The organism is Polyangium jinanense (genome assembly GCF_028435265.1).
In the GTDB taxonomy this organism is placed as follows: Bacteria; Myxococcota_A; Polyangia; order Polyangiales; family Polyangiaceae; genus Polyangium; species Polyangium jinanense.
Genome location: NZ_JAGTJK010000018.1, coordinates 200,400 through 217,376, shown reverse-complemented (window position 1 = coordinate 217,376; position 16,977 = coordinate 200,400). Strand labels below are relative to the sequence as shown.

Sequence of the window (16,977 nt, the reverse complement as noted above, 5' to 3'; positions counted from 1 at the left end):
GCATCGCGCAGTTCTTCCAACCCGAGTCCAGGGCTTGCCCTGGTTCGGGTCGAGGGGCGAACAGCCCCCGCGGGGTCCGGGGCAGCGCCCCGGCGCGGCGGCTTGCAATCGCGGGAAACGCGGACTTGCTCAGCGGGATGGGACAGCCTTCGGACGGCTTCCGACGAATGCCGCCAGGTGCTCGCCGGTCAGCGTCGACTTTGCCGCCACCAGGTCGGCTGGGGTGCCTTCGAACACGATCCGCCCGCCGTCGTGGCCTGCGCCTGGCCCGAGGTCGATGATCCAGTCGGCGTGCGCCATCACCGCCTGGTGGTGCTCGATCACGATGACCGACTTGCCGGAGTCGACCAGCCGGTCCAGGAGGCCGAGCAGCTGCTCGAGGTCGGCCAGGTGTAGCCCGGTGGTCGGCTCGTCGAGCACGTAGACGCCGCCGTCTTCACCCATGTGCGTTGCGAGCTTGAGCCGCTGCCGCTCGCCACCTGACAGCGTGGTGAGTGGTTGGCCGAGCCGCAGGTAGCCGAGCCCCACGTCGGCCATGCGCTGCAGGATCGCGTGCGCGGCTGGCGTACGCGCCTTGCCGGCGCCGAAGAAGTCGACCGCGTCTTTGACCGGCAGGTCGAGCACCTCGGCGATGTTGCGCCCGCCGAACCGGTACTCGAGCACAGACGCCTGGAACCGCTTGCCCTCGCAGTCCTCGCAGACCGTCGTGACGCCGGCCATCATCGCGAGGTCGGTGTAGATCACCCCGGCGCCATTGCAGGTCGGACACGCGCCCTCGGAGTTGGCGCTGAACAGGGCGGGTTTCACGTTGTTCGCCTTCGCGAACGCCTTGCGGATCGGCTCCAGCAGATCGGTGTAGGTCGCTGGGTTGCTTCGCCGCGAGCCACGGATCGGGGCCTGGTCGACCGACACCACCCCGTCTCGGCCCGACACCGAGCCGTGGATCAGCGAGCTCTTGCCGGACCCCGCCACGCCGGTCACCACCACCAGCACGCCGAGCGGGATATCGACGTCGACGTTCTTCAGGTTGTGCGTGCGGGCGCCGCGCACCTTCATCACACCCGACGGTTTCCGCACCGACCGCTTCAGCGAAATCCGGTCGCTCAGGTGACGCCCGGTGAGCGTACCGCTCGCCCGCAGCCCGTCGACGGTGCCCTCGAAGACCACCTCGCCGCCCGCGGTGCCGGCGCCGGGGCCGAGATCGACGACGTGGTCGGCGATCGCGATCGTCTCCGGCTTGTGCTCGACCACGAGGACGGTGTTGCCCTTGTCGCGCAGCCGCAGCAGCAGATCGTTCATCCGCTGGATGTCGTGGGGGTGCAGCCCGATCGTCGGCTCGTCGAAGACGTAGGTCACGTCGGTGAGCGACGAGCCGAGGTGGCCGATCATCTTGGTGCGTTGCGCCTCGCCGCCCGACAGCGTGCCGGTCGGCCGGTCGAGGCTGAGGTAGCCCAGCCCGATCTCCACGAACGAGTCGAGCGTGTGGCGTAGCGCCGAAAGGAGCGGCGCGACGGACGGTTGGTCCAGACCGCGCACCCACGCGGCGAGGTCGCTGATCTGCATCGCGCAGGCGTCGGCGATGTTCTTTCCCTTGATCTTGGAGGACCTGGCGGCCTCGCTGAGCCGGGTGCCGCCGCACTCGGGGCAGGTGGCGAACGTGACCGCCCGCTCCACGAAGGCGCGGATGTGCGGCTGCAGCGCGTCGACGTCCTTGGACAGGAACGACTTCTGGATCGTGGGGATCAGGCCCGCGTACGTCAGGTTGATGCCGTCGACCTTGATCTTGGTCGGCTCCTTGTGGAGCAGGTCGTGGAGCTCCTTCTTGGTGAACTTGCGGATCGGCTTGTCCGGGTCGAAGAAGCCGCAGCCGCGGAAGATCCGGCCGTACCAGCCATCCATGCTGTAGCCGGGGATCGAGAGCGCACCCTCGTTGAGCGACTTCGTGTCGTCGTACAGCTGGGAGAGGTCGATGTCGCTGACCGATCCCATGCCCTCGCATCGCGGGCACATGCCGCCGGTGCGGGTGAAGACGACCTTCTCGGCCTTGCCGGCTCCCTTCTCGACCGTGATCGACCCGGCCGCGCGGACCGAGGGGACGTTGAAGGCGAAGGCCTGGGGCGGGCCTACGAACGGTTTGCCGAGGCGGCTCCACAGCACCCGCAGCATCGCGTTGGCGTCGGTCACCGTGCCGACCGTCGAGCGGGGGTTGCCGACCAGTCGCTCCTGGTCGACGATGATCGCGGTCGTCAGCCCTTGCAGGACGTCGACTTCGGGCCGGTCCAGCGTCGGCATGAATCCCTGCACGAACGCACTGTAGGTCTCGTTGATCAGCCGCTGCGACTCCGCCGCGATTGTGCCGAACACCAAAGACGACTTGCCCGATCCCGAGACGCCGGTAAACACGGTCAGCCGCCGCTTGGGGATCTCGACGCTGACGTCCTTCAGGTTGTTCTCCCGGGCGCCCTGGACGCGGATCAGATCGTGGTTGTCTGCGGGGTGCTGGCTTTTGGAGACCATGTTGGGCTCATGTCATCGAGCACCAACGGGTTTGTCAAGAGACGCCGCCGGGTTTGTCCAGGGACCCCGCAGGCGTCTCGGATCACCCACGAGATCGAGCAGACGCCTCGCTACGTCGTCTTCGACGACCGCTTCCTGCGCGGCTGCGGCAAAGGCCCTGTCCCGCGCGCCCTGCGCTCGCTCCCTGGCGGCGGTGAGAACCCCGCGGTTTCGAGCTCACGCACCGTCACCGCGCGTGCCTCCGGCGGCGTCACGAGCGCGGCCCGGAAGAGGATCCCTTCGAGCTCCGCGTCGTTGCCCGGGAAATCGTAGTCCACGAGCGCCGCCAGCGCGCGCGGATCGATCCCGAGCGGCGCCTGCCGCAGCCGCTTTCCGATGCGCGTGAGCGTCTCCAGCACGAGGAGCGAGAGATCCTCCCCGCGCGACGAGAGCGCCGGCAGCGCCACGGACCGATCCCCGAGCCGATCCGCCAGCGCCTCCGAGAGCTTCCCGCTCGCCGCCAGCGAGTCCACCGTGCCCGGCAGCGCCACCACGAGCCCCACGTCCGCGGGCAAACCCGACGCGATCCGCATCTGCACGAGCTCCGGCAGCACGTGCGCGTCGAGCAAGACGAGTGTCCCACCCGCGGCAAGCGCGAGCGGCGACGCGACCCGATCCTGCCACTTCGCCGTGTCGTGCTCCGCCGGGTTCGTCCCGTCCACGATCACCATGACGCCCTTCTTGCGCGCCGACGCAAGGTGCACGAGCGCCGCCCACGCGACCGCGTCGATCCCAGGCGACGTCAAGAGCGTGACCGGCACGTCCACGCCCGCGAGCTGCTCCAGCCGCTGCACCGCCGCCTGCGCCGCGGGGCTGTAAAGCGCGACCCGCGCCCGCTGCTCGAAGCTCTTCGCCACGGCCTCGAACTGGCCCTCGATGCGCCCGAGCTCCGTCGCGAGGCGCGCGCGCTCCGCTTCGCGCGTTTCGAGGTCGCCCCGCGCGACGAGCTCACGCTCGCGGGAGCGCGACAGCATCGACGACACGCCGAGCACCGCGGCCAGCCGATCCGAGAGCTGCCGCAGAGCCCGCACGTCCGAGAGCGCCTTGGGCGCGACCCGCGCCCCCGCGGGCACCGTGAGCGCCCCGATCGGGCCATCCACGTCGCGGACCACGCTCACGGCCGAGAGGTGGTTGTCCTCCATCCACGCGATGAGCGGACGCACCTCGGGCTTCCGCACCGACACCGCATGCATCACCTCGATCCGCAGGATCCGCTCGGGCTCCGCGTCCGCGAGCGAGACGAGCCGCGGCGGCATCTCGGCCTTTTTCGTGTGAAGGAAGCCAGCGCGATCGACGCTGACCTGTTCGGCCGGGAAGAACCGGTAGAGGGCCGGCGGATCGCCGTCTTGCCCGAGCGCGCCGCGCAGCTCGAAGAGCGCCGATCGGAGCGCATCTTCCGGATCAGGCGTCATCGCCGCCCGCGTCGCAGCCTGCAGCGCCGGCAAGAGCCGCCCGCTCCCGGGCCCCGCCCGATGCGCGAGCCTCTGCGCGACGAGCGCCGCAATCGCAGCCGCCCCCGCCGCCCCGAACGCGATCGGCCCCGCCACGGCCGGCCGCACGTGCGCCGCATAGACCGCGCCAAGCGCGATCGGCGCGACGAGGCCCGTCGTCGCCAGCGTGAGCCGAAGGACCGAGAGGACCGTCTCGGGCTCACGGCTCGCCGCCGCAAACGCCGCGCCGACCGACGCAAGCACCACCGCGATCGGCAAGACCCGCTCAGGCGGGAGGACCTGCGCCGCGGCCGCGAGGATCCCCACGGCGAGCGCGATCGAGCCGAGCCAGAGCGCCGCCTGCGCCCGCTCCGCCACGCCGATCTCAGCGCGCCGCGTGGCCGCAAGCCGCGCCGCCGCGAAGAGCTGGACGCCGAGCGAGCCGATCGACGCAGCCACGGTCGCATAGTCGATGAGCAGCGGATCGAGCCCCTCGGTGCGCTCGGGCAGCATCGCAGCCGCGCCGGGCAGCGCCGCCGCGACCACCCAGAAGAACGCGGCAAACGCAGCAGCGTCGAGCCTACGCGCCGAGGGACTCGGCTCCGCGAGCCCACCAAGAGGTTTGATCCGCGCAATGGCCCACAAGGAGCCCATCGCTGCCAGCGCGACGCCGAGGTTCTCGCCTGCGACGAAGCCCGGCGCGCTCGCCCCGCATCGCGACGCAGTGAAGAGCGCAGCGCCAGCGATCGTGAGCCGCGCAGCCGAGCGCGCGCCCGGATCGAGCGTATCGTCGCCGCGCACGTCCTCCGCAGTCAGCCTCCAGCCGACCACACACGCGAGCGGCAAGAGCAGCGCAAACCACGTGCTCGCATCCCCGCCCGTCGCCCAGAGCCCCGCAACCGCGGCATACGCCACGGCGAGAGCCGCGATCCAGAGCGAGCGGGTATGCCAGGGCATCGCCCGGCAGGGTAGCGGAAGGGCAGCCGCTGGGCCAAAGGGCAGGGGCGCCGCGCCGGGGCTCTGCCCCGGACCCCGCGGGGGCTGTTCGCCCCTCGACCCGAACCAGGGCAAGCCCTGGACTCGGGTTGGAAGAACTGCGCGATGCGCAGTTCTTCCACGAGCCGGTGGGACAGGGACAGCGTTGCCAGTCGAAAGGTCAGCGCTGCTGTCTTGGTCGGCAGGGTCGTGGCTGGTCTTGCCTCGGCCTGTTCGATGAACTGCGCATCGCGCAGTTCATCGACCAAGGGTCCAGCGCTTGCGCTGGTCCGGGTCCCGGGGCGGACAGCCCCGGGTGGGGCCTGGGGCAACGCCCCAGCGCAGCGGCCCCCCTCCTCAGCCGAGGGGCTTACCGCCCGTGACGCCGAGCACCTCGCCGTTCACGTAGCTCGACTCGTTCGACGCGAGGAACACGTACGCTGGCGCGAGCTCTGCTGGCTGCGCGGGCCGCTCCATGGGGCTGTTTTCCCCGAAGCGCGCGTTCTTGTTCGCCGGGAACGACTGCACGACGAGCGGCGTCCACACCGGCCCTGGCGCCACCGTGTTCACCCGGATCCCGCGCTCGATCAGCCCCTGCGCGAGGCCCTTGCTGAAGGTGACGATCGCGCCTTTCGTGGCCGCGTAATCGAGGATCTCCGGGCTCGGCTGGTAGGACTGGATCGATGCCGTGTTGATGATGACGCTGCCCGGCTTCATGTGCGGCAGCGCGTGCCGGACGATGTGGAACATCGCGAGGATGTTCACGCGGAAGGTGCGCTCCACGCGCTCGGCGTCGAGCTCCTCGAATGTCTCGACGGCCTTGCCCTGCTCGGCCGCGTTGTTCACGAGGATGTCGATGCGGCCGAAGGCCTTCACCGCGTCCTCCACGAGCTTCTTGCATGCCGTGTCGGACGAGAGATCGCCGGGGAAGAGCGCGGCTTTCTGGCCGGCTTCCTCCACGAGGCGCTTCGTCTCGTTCGCGTCCTCGTGCTCGCTCAGGTACGCGATGCCCACGTCTGCGCCCTCGCGCGCGTAGGCGATCGCGACGGCGCGCCCGATGCCGCTGTCGGCGCCGGTGATCAGGGCGATGCGGTCCTTCAGCCGTCCGAGCCCTCGGTACGACGTCTCCCCGTGGTCCGCTCGAGGCTGCATGCCCGACTCGGCGCCGGGGTGCTCCTGCTCCTGCGCTGGGAACGGAGGTTTCTGCCCGAGGTCTTTGGGATCCTTCTTCGCGGCTTGCTTCATGATTCCCCCCGGCGACGTACCTGGGGTCCGGAGGGACCAACCGAAAGGATGGACGCCGGATGGGTTCGTCCGCCGCGATCATCCCTTCACTTCAGGATGAGCCGCATCGAGAAGGGGCCCGCGGGGCTCCCCGCGTTCGTATCGACGAACAGGATCGTGGGCGTCACGCCGCCGGGGATGCGGATGACCTCGTCGCCCTTCTCCGGCGAGTCGATGCACCCGTCCTGCGCGAGCTGGGACATGTCGTTCTCGCAATCGGTGCGCGCGTAGAGCACGGCGTCGAAGGTCGCGTCGAGCTGCACCTCGATCTCCTTCGCGAGCGGCGCCTTGATCGAAAAAATCGTCTGTCGCCCTTGCCCCGCGCAATCGTTCGTGTCGCAGGCTCCGCATTTCGCGTCGTTGTCGGGGCCGACCTTGTTCACGCCGAGCACCATGGCGGTGGTGCCGATCGGCGTGCCGAGCACGACGGGCACCGGGCCCGTGCAGCTCGTGCCTGGAAAGAAGCTCACGGTCAGGTGGTAGGCGCCCCGATCCTCCGACGTCCGGCCGTCCACGAAGAGGTAAATCCGCTCGCCCGTCATGACCGGGAACGAAAGGAGCTCGCCGCCGAGGGCGCTCTGGTCATGGCAAAGCACGACGCCGTCCGGGTTCGAGCAACTCGTCCGGCGCGCGTAGAGAACGCTGTTGAAGCTCGTCGCCGTGGCCGGCAGGCTCGCCGTGAGATATCCGGTCTGCTCCGCGTCGAAGACGTAGACGTGCTCCGGGCCGCTCGACGTCGTGCACCCCGTGAACGGGCCACTCTCGATCGTGCCCTTTGCCTCGGTCGTCTCGGCGTCGATCTCCACCGTGCCCCAGTCCACGAAGACGAGCGGAATGGCGTCGTCGCAGCCGAGCCCCTGCGGAGGCGCGCCTCCGGGACCGCCGTCCGCCTCGTCGCCGCCGGTGCCGCCGGTGCCGCCGCCACCACCACCGCCCGCGCCCGAGGTGACACCGATGGGCTCGATGCCCACCACGAGCCCGCAAGCCGAGAGGCTCGTGGTCGCGACGGCAAGCGCCCCGAGGACACGAAGACCCAAAGGACGAGCAGCGCCTCCCATCAGAACGCTCCTCGCACGACGCCGCCCACGCTCGCCGGCTCTGCGACCGGCAGGATCTCGATGCGCCCGGCGGCCGGCCGTTTGCCCGACCCGCTCGTGAGCCAGACGATCGCGCCCGCCGCGAGCGCGGCGCCTCCCACGACGAACCCTGCCGTCGACGCGCCCGCGAACCGCGACGCCTCGGCCCCCTTGTCGGCCACGGCTTGCGTGCACCCGGACAAACCCGCGGGCGCGCTGCATTGCCTGGGCGCCATCTCTTTGACCTCCTCCCATTTCGCGAAGGCCAGCCCGCCGGTCACGCCGCCGACCGTGAACCCCGCGAGGGCCACGCCCCCGAGCGAAAGGACCAGCGGGGGCGGAGGGCTCATCCCTCGCCGTTCGTCGCGTCCACGTGGCACCTCGCGCACGCGCGGCGCCCACGCTGCGGGCGCGGGGATGGGCACGGTCACCGTCTCGCCATTCCTCGACACGTTCACGACGCTCTCCCAGGCCTGTTTGTCCGGCCGGATGGCGCGGATCGTGTGTTTTCCGAGGTCCACCGGCATCGGCGTGCCCCAGAGCGCCTCGCCGACCGCCACGCCGTCGCGCGTGATCGTGAGGCCCTTCCGGTCCGCGACGGACGCCGGCACCATCAGCACGAGCCTCGGCAGCTCGGCATCGAGGGCGTCGGCGCGGGCGCGCGCCTCGGCCTCGCGCGCTCGGTTTTTCCCGGTCGCCTTGTCGGCCTCGGCGACCGCGACGTAGAGCGCCCACGCGCTCGCGGGCCGCGCCGTCGCCTCGTAACACCTGGCGAGCTCGAGCTTCGTCCCGTTCGCCGGATCGAGCCGATCGCTCTCCTCGTACATCTCGCAGGCGCGCGCGTGATGCCCCTCGAGCGCGAGCACGTACGCGTCCTGGTAGAGTTTTTCCGCGGTCGCGCGGACATCGGGCGGCACCTCGGCGGACGCGCTGCCCGCGAGCGTCACCGCGAACGCGGCCCCGAGGAGGAGGGCCGCGGCGCGGGGGAGATTCCTATCGATAATCACGCGAGCCAATAGGACCATTCTAGGCAAGCCCCCGTGCGCCATGGCGCAGCCGTCCTCGCGCAGATGATGTTCGTCAATAGCGCGGAGGAGGTCGGGGTGTCGAGCGATTCTGTGGAAAAACCGTCCGCCCTGTGGTCGAAGGAGGCGCCGACCCCGACGAAATCGGAACGACCCCGACAGAAGCGGCCGCGGGCGCGACCGTTTTGGCCTCGTTCGGGGCCTGCTCCGACGCGGACAAACCCGTGCTCGGGAGGGTCGCGGGGAGGGGAGGAAACAGAAAAGACGATGCGGCGGGGACCGGCGACGCGGTCGTATGGGCCCCGGGGGACATCTTGTAAAAGAATCCGCCGAGCGGCACGCTGAGCGTGAGCACGATCGCGGCCGCCGCGAAATGCCGCACCATGGCGCGCCGCGGCTTTGCCGTATGCGTCTCGGTCGGCGCGCCGAGGTTCGACGGGAGCGTCCCGCCCTCTGCTGGAATCGTCGTTTGAATGCCTGCGCGCGTCCACGGCGGAGGGGTGCGGCCGAGGTCCATCGTTTGATCGGCTCGCAGCGCGAAGCTCGCATCGACCTCTGGCACGGCGGCGATCGACATCGCGGCTTTTTTCGTCGCCTGAGCGTGCACACGCTCGATGCGCGCGACGAGCGCCGCCGGCGGCTCCGGGTCGGGGCGCGCGAGCGGCGCGAGATCACGCGCCAGGGCGACCACGTCCGGATAACGCCGCTCGCGGTCCTTCTCCAGGCAACGCAGGATGATCGCGTCGAGGCTCGGCGGCAGGTCCTTGCGGAGCGAGGACGGCACGGGCGGCTTCTTGTTCGCGAGCTGGGAGAGGATCTGCAGCACGTTGCTGCCGCCGAAAGGACATTCCCCCGTGACGAGCTGGAAGAGGATGATCCCGAGCGCCCAGATGTCGCTTCGCCCGTCGATGTCGCGCGCGGCGTTGATCTGCTCGGGGGACATGTAGAGAGGCGAGCCCACGATCGCGCCGGTGCTCGTGCGGGTCGGGCCTTCGTCGCGGAGGAGCTTCGACACCCCGAAATCGAGCACCTTGACGCAGGGCGAGCCGTCGTGGGCCTGGGTCAGGAAGAGGTTGTCGGGCTTGAGGTCGCGATGGACGATGCCGAGCGCGTGGGCCTCGGCGAGCGCCTCGCATGCGTGCAGGACGTGGATCGCCGCCTCCTCCACGGGCAGCGGACCGACCTCGGCGAGCCGCGAAAGCAAGGTTTGTCCTTCGAGGTACTCCATGACCATGAAGGGCGCATCGTTCGGCAGGCGTCCGACGTCGTAGACGCGCGCGACGTGCGTGCTGCGCAGCTCGGACAGGGCCCGCGCCTCGCGCAGGAAGCGCTCGATGCAGAGGGCCGAGGCGACCACGTGGGGCTGCATCACCTTGATCGCGCGGCGCGTGCGCAGCTCGAGGTGCGTGGCCGCGACGACCACGCCCATCCCGCCGGAGCCGAGGAGACGATCGACGCGGTATTTCTCCGCGATCACGTCCCCGATTGCGACCGGCAAACTCATGGCGCCCCCGCCCCCCTGCGTCGACCCTCCGTCTCGGCCGATTTCGTCCCGTCCGGCCCCACCTTCGACGCAAAATTCAGACGCATTATGGCATGGCATCCCGATACTTCAAAATCGGGGCCGTCGGAAACTGCACCGTCCTTCGACCGAGACAGACCCTCGCCGCCCAGACGCGCGCTTCAGCGCCGGAAGGGCCTCTGCGCAGGACGCGACGCCGAAAGCGCATCCCGCAGCGATCGCATCACCGCCGCGCCCGCGAGCTCCGCGCCGCTCTGCACGAGCTCCCTTGCAAGCGCCGGCCGCACGCCCGTCACCATCGGCCGCGCGCCGAGCAGCCGCACGGCGCTGATGAGCCGCACGAGCTGGGCGAGCCCTGCGCCCTCCGAGGCCGTCGCGCCCGTCAGATCGAACACGACCACCTGCGCCCCGCGCTCCATCACCGCGGGCAAGAGACGCCGTTCGAGCTCTGCGCTCCGCGCCTCGGTCAAGGCCGCGACGATCGGCACCGCGACGACCCCTTCGGCGACGTCGAGCAGCGGCGCCGACAGCTCCAGGATCTCGCGCTGCTGCGCCTCGATCAGCGCCTCGCGCTCCCGCCGATTCGTCACGTCCACCTGATGCACGACGACCGCGTACTTCCCGGTCGCCGGATCACTCGTCCGCCGCGCCTCCACGGCGTGCCACCGCGGACCGTCGTTCGTGAGCGCGACGAGCTCCTCGTGCAGCACCTCCTGGGTCTTGGCGACCTTCAGGATCCGCGTCGCCGCGCTTGGGTCCTCGAACCAGGCCGACGGCGTGCTCGACCTGCCGAAGGCGCGCTCGGCGGCCGGGTTCGTCACGAGCACGGAGCCTTCCGTGGAGAGAAGCGCGACCATCGCGGAGACGTGCCGCAGCGCCTCGTCGCTACGTAGGATCCTCGGGTCTTGCTGCTCGGTCCGCACGTGGCCTTCGTAAAGCAGGGCGAAGCGGCCGTCGTCGAGCTCGATGGCGGACATGAAGACCCGCAGGTGCAAGGGCTCGCCGCGGGGATAGAACGTGAACGTGTGCTCGATGTGCGCGTCGCGGCCCGCGCACAGCTTGCGGAGCAAGCCCTCGTTGCGGCTGCGGGTCGCGGCGGAGGCATCGGAGTAGTCGCGGGTGAGGAACTCGTCGAGGTTCGGCGAGCGCCAGATCTCGAGGGCGGCGGCGTTCCCCCAGGCCATGCGGGCCCGCTCCACGTCGAAGACCCATACCGGCAGGCAGAGCCGCTCCACACCACGCAAGCGCTCCACGAGGGTGGTCTCAGGCATACGTCCCTGGCGGTATACCTCCGATCGGGGCGGAGTGTGGAGATGCTCGAGGCCTGAAATGTGCGGCGCGCGATGGCCGGTTGGCTGCGTCACGACAATACGTTGCCCGTGGTCGCGTATAGTGTCCTGGAACCAGAGTTTGTCGAAGCTCACCTCGCCCGCGCCAGCGCGAACACACTCTACGGGAGGATGATGCTGCCGCCCGTATGCTTCGACCGCCAGACCACCGCGGCCTGGTCCTGGCACTCCGTGGCGGCGGTGACGCTGGTGTCGTTTTCGGCATTGAACGTGGCCTGGATGCGATACTTGCGCGCGCGGCCCCCGGTATTGGTGGCGTTCGAGCGGAAGCGCGCGCCCACGCCGAACGCTTCGAGGTCGATCGTGTCGACACCCACGAACGTTCCAGCCTCGTCCGTGCACTGCACGGTGACGCTCACGAATACGCCATTGCCGTCGCAGCTCCCCGGCTGGCCGAACGGGACGGCCTTCGACGCGCAGATGGCCATTTCGCGCTCGTGACCCCACGAGGTCTCGACCCCCCCGCCGTTGTCCGGGAGCGACAGCAGGGTGGTGGCGCCCTTCAAGACCTGGATCGCATTCCCGGTGATCTGCGAGTCGGCGTTGAAGCTGCTCTGGAACGTCCCGATCGTGAAGGAGCTATAGCCCGTCGACGCATTGTAATCGTCGAGCGTCCCAGCCCAGCCCCAGCAGTTGAGACCCGAGTTGTGGTAGTCGAAGGGCTCGTTCGTGAGATTCTGGACCGCGGGCATCACGAACATCGGCGCGAGCTTTCGTGGCTCCGCGGGCACCGTACCGGTCCGGGCGACGACCTCCGCGTGGTGCTCCACGAGCCGCGACGGGACGGGCGTCCCTTCCGGCGCGAGCGCGAGGAAGACCTCGAGCGCGGAGGCATTCTGCTCGTGGAGCAGCGACGAGAGATCGACGTTGCCGATCTCCCAGAACCCGACGCCATCCCCCTCGTCGACGAAGATCACCTTCCCGCTGGACAGCTCCAGGGTCGCGATCTTTCCATCCACCTGTGCGCTCTCGGGCGCCGCGCCCGGCATCTTGATGCCGTCCTCGATTTCCGTCGTGGAATCGACGACGCAGGCCGGGAGCACGCAGGCGAGGAGGGCGAACGCGTGCAAAGCAACGGTCTTGTACATATGGCTTCGTCACTCTTCCTTTCTCGCGAAGGCGGATGCCGCTTGCGAAAATCCGTCTCGTCGGGTAGTTGACGAAGCCATCGCAAAGGCGATGCCAGCCGCGCACGATCGCCGAATGCGGCCTTTTTCCGCAGCGCAGCGGTGCGCGCATCCCATCCATGACACGACGCCGTGACGGGTGTCATGTCCGCGTGACGCTCGCTGTCACGGCCGCATGACACGGCCGCGTGATCCCCTACGGCCCGCCCCCGCCGTCTCCGTTTCCGTCTTCACCGCCCGTCGGCATCTGCGCCGAAATCCAATCTCGCACGCAGGCGAGCTCCTCCGGCGTCAGCGTTGGCTTTCCGATCGGCATCGGCGACCCGCAGCTTGGCAGCGGCAGCAATTTTTCGTAAAGCAAGCTCGATTCCGGGACCACCGGGTCCACGAGGATCCCCGGGCAATCGCGTCCCATCTTGTCGACGAGCCGTGAAACCACGCCCGGCGCTATCAAATCGAGCCCCGCTGCCGGCTCGGCGCCCTCGTGGCAGATCGACCCGCCGCAGCTCTTCGGAAAGAGCTCCGTCACGACGTCCGGGCAGGTGAAGCCGCCGCCGTCGAGGAAGCGGTCGGGGTCTTCCAGCCGACCGGGACAACCCGCGGCGAGCAGTGTGATCACGAGCGGCAAGAGCGCGGAGGCGAGCGCGCGCCGGAGGGAACGGTTTTCACGGGGCATAGTCGATCCCAAGCTTCACACCGCCGAATTGATCGAGCGCCCCGCCGGCCACGTACGCGTCGCCGGGCACGGGCACGAACGTCGAGAAGAACCGCGTATATCCGAACGAAAGCGAGATCTCCGTGCCCTTCGCGAGCGCGAATGCGACGCCGAGATCCGCGTCGATCCCGCCGAGCGTCGCATCACGAAACCGCTCGTAGAGCGCCCCGCCCGAGGTGGGCTCCAGATACTCGAATGCCGCCACCAGCGTGAGCGGCCCGGCGAGCCCGATCCGCCCGTCCAGGCCCACGCGCACGAGCCTGTAGCTCACCGTCGGGATCTCCGCCGCGAGGGGCCCCGTCTCCTGGAATGAAAAACCGAGCCAACCGTACCCCACGCGTGGCGCGACCACCGGCGCGCGCTCCCCGCGCCCGAGCCGGATCGGCACGCGGAGCGCCACATTCCCGCGATCCCAGCTCGTCTGGATATCGCGCCCCTCGGTCACGGCGGACGTGAGGTGCGGCGCGAACGTGTACGCCCCCGTGATCGCCACGCCTTCGAGCACCGGCACGCGTGTCCAGCGCAAGGGCTGGATCTCGCCGCCGAGGGAGATCATCGGTACCCCCACGACGTCGTACGGCCGCAGGTTCGTGGCGATCTTCAGCGGGTCCGAGTACGCGAACCAACGCGCCGCGACCTCCACGCCGAAGTGCAAGCTGCCCCCGACCGGCGAGGCGGAAGCGGGAGCGGCGGCGGATGCGGCCACGGAGGCGGTGGCGATCGCGGTCGTGATCGCGATCATCCCGGCGACGCGGCGGATTCCCCTTCTCGGCACGGCCCGCAGGGTAGCGATCTCTCCCTCGCCGTCGAGCCGAAGCACGCGTACGGCATCAGGAAATGGTCGACGGCCGGCCCACCTTCTTCTACGCTCGGAGAGCCGCGGCCAAGCCCCCGCGGATCCTTGCTCATGACCTACGCTGTGCGCTTGCCCTGGCTTCTCGGTGGCGCCCTCGCCCTTTCTGCGGCGGCGTCCCTCGCGGCTTGCTCGGGTCACATCGGCGACCCGCCGGGTGAAGATACCGGGGAGGCTCCTGCCTTCCAGTGCGTCGGCACGATCCCCGGCAAATCGCCCATCCGGCGCATGACCCGGTTCGAGTACAACAACACCGTCCGCGACCTGCTCGGCGACGACACCCAGCCCGCTTCGAGCTTCGTGCCCGAGGAAGAGGCCATGGGCTTCGACAACCAGGCCACGGCCCTCGGCGTCACCCAGATCCTCGCCGAGCAGTACATGGTCGCGGCCGAGCAGATCTCCGCCCGCGCAGTGAAGAACCTCGGCGCCCTGCTCCCCTGTGATCCCGAAACGATCGGGCAGCAGGCGTGTGCCACCACCTTCATCCAGACCTTCGGCCGCCGCGCGTATCGCCGCCCCCTCACGGACGACGAGGTCTCGCGCTTCCAGGACGTCTTCTCGTGGGGCCTCGGCGAGGACGGTTTTTCCAAGGGCATCGAGCTCGTCCTCCAGGTGATGCTCCAGTCCCCGCACTTCCTCTACCGCGTCGAGTTCGGCATGCCCGACCCCGTCGAGGCCGACGTCGTGCCCCTCTCCCCCCACGAGATCGCCTCGCGCCTCTCGTACATGCTCTGGGGCACCATGCCGGACGAGGCTCTCTTCTCCGCCGCGGACGAGGGACGCCTCGACACGAAGGAAGAGATCGCCAAGGAAGCGCGCCGCATGCTGGGCGATCCGCGGGCGCGCGAGGCCGTGGCGAACTTCAACGCCCAGTGGCTCGGCCTCTCCCACCTCGACAACATCAAGAAAGACAGCTCCACGTACCCCAAGTACTACGAGGGCATCCGCCCGCTCTGGCGGGCCGAGACCCTCGCGTTCCTCGAAGACGTCATCTTCGAGGGCCAGGGCGACATCGGCAGCGTCTTCACCGCCAACTACTCGATGCTCAACGCCGAGCTCGCCTCGTTCTACGGCGTCGAGGATGGCCCGGCCACGCAGAGCTTCGAGCGCGTCGAGCTCGATCCCACGAAGACCTCTGGCATCCTCACGCACGCGAGCGTCCTCGCCGCCACGGGCAAGCCGAACCAGACTTCGCCCGTGCATCGCGGCAAGTTCGTCCGTGAGCGCCTCCTCTGCCAGATCCTCCCGCCGCCGCCGAACAACGCCGCCTTCAACGCGCCCGACGTCCGCCCCGACGCCACCACGCGCGAGCGCTTCGCCGAGCACTCGGAGAACCCGGCTTGTGCGGGCTGCCACGTGAAGATGGATCCCGTCGGCTTTGGCTTCGAGCACTATGACGGCATCGGCCTCTACCGCGACACCGACCAGGGTTTGCCCATCGACGACTCCGGCGAGCTCGTCGACACCCGCGGCATCGACGGCCCCTTCGAGGGCGTCGTCGAGCTTGGCCGGCGCCTCGCGCAGAGCGAGGAGGCGCGCCAGTGTGTCGCCACCCAGTGGTTCCGCTTCGCCTACGGCCGTGTCGAAGGCGAGGACGATCGTTGCTCGATGAGCGAGATCCAGCAGGCCTTCGCGGCGAGTGGCTTCAACGTCCAGGAGCTGCTCGTCGCCCTCACCCAGACCGACGCGTTCCGGTATCGCCGGGCCGTCGTGACGCAGGCACCATGAAACAGAGGACCCTGAGCCGTCGCACGCTCCTTCGCGGCCTCGGCGGCGTGGCCGTTGGCCTGCCGTTCCTCGGGGCCATGGCCGATTCGGCCCGCGCCACCGCCTTCCCGAAGCGTTTTGTCGTCTTCTTCACGGGCCTCGGCACGGTCAAACCCGCGTGGATCCCCACGGGCACCGAGACCGACTTCACCTTCGGCCCCATCCTCGCCCCGCTCGAACCCTTCAAGAAGAAGGCGATCCTCCTCGAAGGCGTCGACTACGAGTCCGCCTACCACGGCCCCGGCGACCCGCACCAGCAGGGCATCGGCCATGCGCTCACGGGCACCGAGCTCCAGGAGGGCTCGCTTTTCCCGTACGCTTGCAACCCAGGCAAGATGGTCGGCTGGGGCGGCGGCATCTCGCTCGATCAGTTCCTCGCGGATCAGATCGGCCAGACCACGCGCTTCCCCTCGCTCGAGTTCGGCGTCCAGGTCCAGTACGCCAACGTCTCGGCGCGCATCTCCTACCGCGGCCCCGGACAACCTGTCCCGCCCGAGGACGACCCGTACCAGGCGTACACGCGCATCTTCTCGGACCTCGGCACCGACCCCGAGGCCCTCGCGCGCCTGCGTGCGCAGAGGAAGACCGTGCTCGACGCCGTGACCGGCGACTACAAGCACCTCTCCTCGCGCCTCGGCACGAGTGATCGCATGAAGGTCGACGCGCACCTCGAGGCCGTCCGCGAGATCGAAAAGCGCCTCGATGCGCCTGGCGTCATTGGCGGCTCCTGCAATCCGCCCGTCCTCGGCGCGCCGGTCGAGCCCCTCGAAAACGACAACTACCCGGAGATCGCCAAGACCCAGCTCGACCTCCTCGCGATGTCGCTCATTTGCGACCTCACGCGGGTCGCGAGCATCCAGTGGACCACGGTCCAGACGGGCAAGGTCTTCACCTGGCTCGGCCAGGACGAACCCCATCACACGCTCTCGCATTCGAGCGATTCCGACACGAAGCGGCAGCAGGCGCTCATCGACATTGGCAACTGGCACGCGCAGCAGCTCGCGTACCTCTGCCAGAAGCTCGACAGCGTCCCCGAAGGCGACGGCACGGTCCTCGACAACACCGTCATCCTCTGGTGCAGCGACATTGCGCAGGGCAACACCCACGCGCGCCGCGACGTCCCGCTCCTCCTCATGGGCGGCGCGGGCGGCGCGCTCGCCACCGGGCGATGGCACAAGCATTCCGGCGCCTATCACAACGATCTTCTGATCGCGATCGCCCATGCCATGGGCGTGCCCGTCACGACGTTCGGCAATCCGGCCTTTTGCAAGGGGCCGCTGCCGGGCTTGCTCGTCTAG

General features: G+C 69.4%; 12 protein-coding genes. 2 read left to right on the top strand and 10 right to left on the bottom strand.

Features of this window, described 5'->3' with window-relative positions; genetic code table 11:
* Positions 1-129: 129 nt before the first annotated feature.
* The 10 genes from KEG38_RS28825 to KEG38_RS28780 form a co-directional block, all read right to left on the bottom strand.
* Positions 130-2,517, bottom strand: coding sequence for an ATP-binding cassette domain-containing protein (locus tag KEG38_RS28825; RefSeq protein WP_272418629.1), 2,388 nt, complete (start codon positions 2,515-2,517; stop codon positions 130-132).
* A 110-nt stretch (positions 2,518-2,627) separates the two neighbouring features.
* The gene (locus tag KEG38_RS28820) at positions 2,628-4,943 is read right to left on the bottom strand and encodes an AAA-type ATPase lid domain-containing protein (RefSeq protein WP_272418630.1); all 2,316 of its coding nucleotides are present in this window, start codon (positions 4,941-4,943) and stop codon (positions 2,628-2,630) included.
* Between the two features lie 375 nt (positions 4,944-5,318).
* Positions 5,319-6,206: an SDR family oxidoreductase gene (locus tag KEG38_RS28815; RefSeq protein ID WP_272418631.1), complete on the bottom strand. Its 888-nt coding sequence runs from the start codon at positions 6,204-6,206 to the stop codon at positions 5,319-5,321.
* Between the two features lie 86 nt (positions 6,207-6,292).
* A complete protein-coding gene (locus tag KEG38_RS28810) occupies positions 6,293-7,303 on the bottom strand; it encodes a hypothetical protein (protein ID WP_272418632.1) in 1,011 nt (336 codons plus the stop codon).
* Positions 7,303-8,328, bottom strand: coding sequence for a hypothetical protein (locus tag KEG38_RS28805; RefSeq protein ID WP_272418633.1), 1,026 nt, complete (start codon positions 8,326-8,328; stop codon positions 7,303-7,305). The genes KEG38_RS28810 and KEG38_RS28805 overlap by 1 nt, the downstream gene beginning before the upstream one ends.
* A 73-nt stretch (positions 8,329-8,401) precedes the next feature.
* Positions 8,402-9,850 (bottom strand): serine/threonine-protein kinase, encoded by a 1,449-nt coding sequence (locus KEG38_RS28800; protein ID WP_272418634.1) that lies wholly within the window; start codon positions 9,848-9,850, stop codon positions 8,402-8,404.
* 179 nt (positions 9,851-10,029) lie between these two features.
* Positions 10,030-11,139 carry an STAS domain-containing protein gene (locus tag KEG38_RS28795; protein WP_272418635.1) on the bottom strand — a complete coding sequence of 370 codons (1,110 nt, stop codon included), beginning with the start codon at positions 11,137-11,139 and terminating at the stop codon, positions 10,030-10,032.
* A gap of 179 nt (positions 11,140-11,318) precedes the next feature.
* The gene (locus tag KEG38_RS28790) at positions 11,319-12,305 is read right to left on the bottom strand and encodes a hypothetical protein (protein ID WP_272418636.1); all 987 of its coding nucleotides are present in this window, start codon (positions 12,303-12,305) and stop codon (positions 11,319-11,321) included.
* Between the two features lie 235 nt (positions 12,306-12,540).
* Positions 12,541-13,020: a hypothetical protein gene (locus KEG38_RS28785; RefSeq protein WP_272418637.1), complete on the bottom strand. Its 480-nt coding sequence runs from the start codon at positions 13,018-13,020 to the stop codon at positions 12,541-12,543.
* Positions 13,010-13,834, bottom strand: coding sequence for a hypothetical protein (locus tag KEG38_RS28780; protein WP_272418638.1), 825 nt, complete (start codon positions 13,832-13,834; stop codon positions 13,010-13,012). Before KEG38_RS28780 ends, KEG38_RS28785 begins: the two co-directional genes overlap by 11 nt.
* A gap of 132 nt (positions 13,835-13,966) precedes the next feature.
* Between KEG38_RS28780 and KEG38_RS28775 the strand changes: the two genes are divergently transcribed.
* Positions 13,967-15,640 carry a DUF1592 domain-containing protein gene (locus KEG38_RS28775; RefSeq protein WP_272418639.1) on the top strand — a complete coding sequence of 558 codons (1,674 nt, stop codon included), beginning with the start codon at positions 13,967-13,969 and terminating at the stop codon, positions 15,638-15,640.
* Positions 15,637-16,977: a DUF1552 domain-containing protein gene (locus KEG38_RS28770; protein WP_272418640.1), complete on the top strand. Its 1,341-nt coding sequence runs from the start codon at positions 15,637-15,639 to the stop codon at positions 16,975-16,977. Before KEG38_RS28775 ends, KEG38_RS28770 begins: the two co-directional genes overlap by 4 nt.

Coding starts and splice junctions, on each gene's coding strand:
- KEG38_RS28825 (WP_272418629.1), bottom strand. CDS start 2,517: ATGGTCTCCAAAAGCCAGCACCCCGCAGACAACCACGATCTGATCCGC.
- KEG38_RS28820 (WP_272418630.1), bottom strand. CDS start 4,943: ATGCCCTGGCATACCCGCTCGCTCTGGATCGCGGCTCTCGCCGTGGCG.
- KEG38_RS28815 (WP_272418631.1), bottom strand. CDS start 6,206: ATGAAGCAAGCCGCGAAGAAGGATCCCAAAGACCTCGGGCAGAAACCT.
- KEG38_RS28810 (WP_272418632.1), bottom strand. CDS start 7,303: ATGGGAGGCGCTGCTCGTCCTTTGGGTCTTCGTGTCCTCGGGGCGCTT.
- KEG38_RS28800 (WP_272418634.1), bottom strand. CDS start 9,850: ATGAGTTTGCCGGTCGCAATCGGGGACGTGATCGCGGAGAAATACCGC.
- KEG38_RS28795 (WP_272418635.1), bottom strand. CDS start 11,139: ATGCCTGAGACCACCCTCGTGGAGCGCTTGCGTGGTGTGGAGCGGCTC.
- KEG38_RS28790 (WP_272418636.1), bottom strand. CDS start 12,305: ATGTACAAGACCGTTGCTTTGCACGCGTTCGCCCTCCTCGCCTGCGTG.
- KEG38_RS28785 (WP_272418637.1), bottom strand. CDS start 13,020: ATGCCCCGTGAAAACCGTTCCCTCCGGCGCGCGCTCGCCTCCGCGCTC.
- KEG38_RS28775 (WP_272418639.1), top strand. CDS start 13,967: ATGACCTACGCTGTGCGCTTGCCCTGGCTTCTCGGTGGCGCCCTCGCC.
- KEG38_RS28770 (WP_272418640.1), top strand. CDS start 15,637: ATGAAACAGAGGACCCTGAGCCGTCGCACGCTCCTTCGCGGCCTCGGC.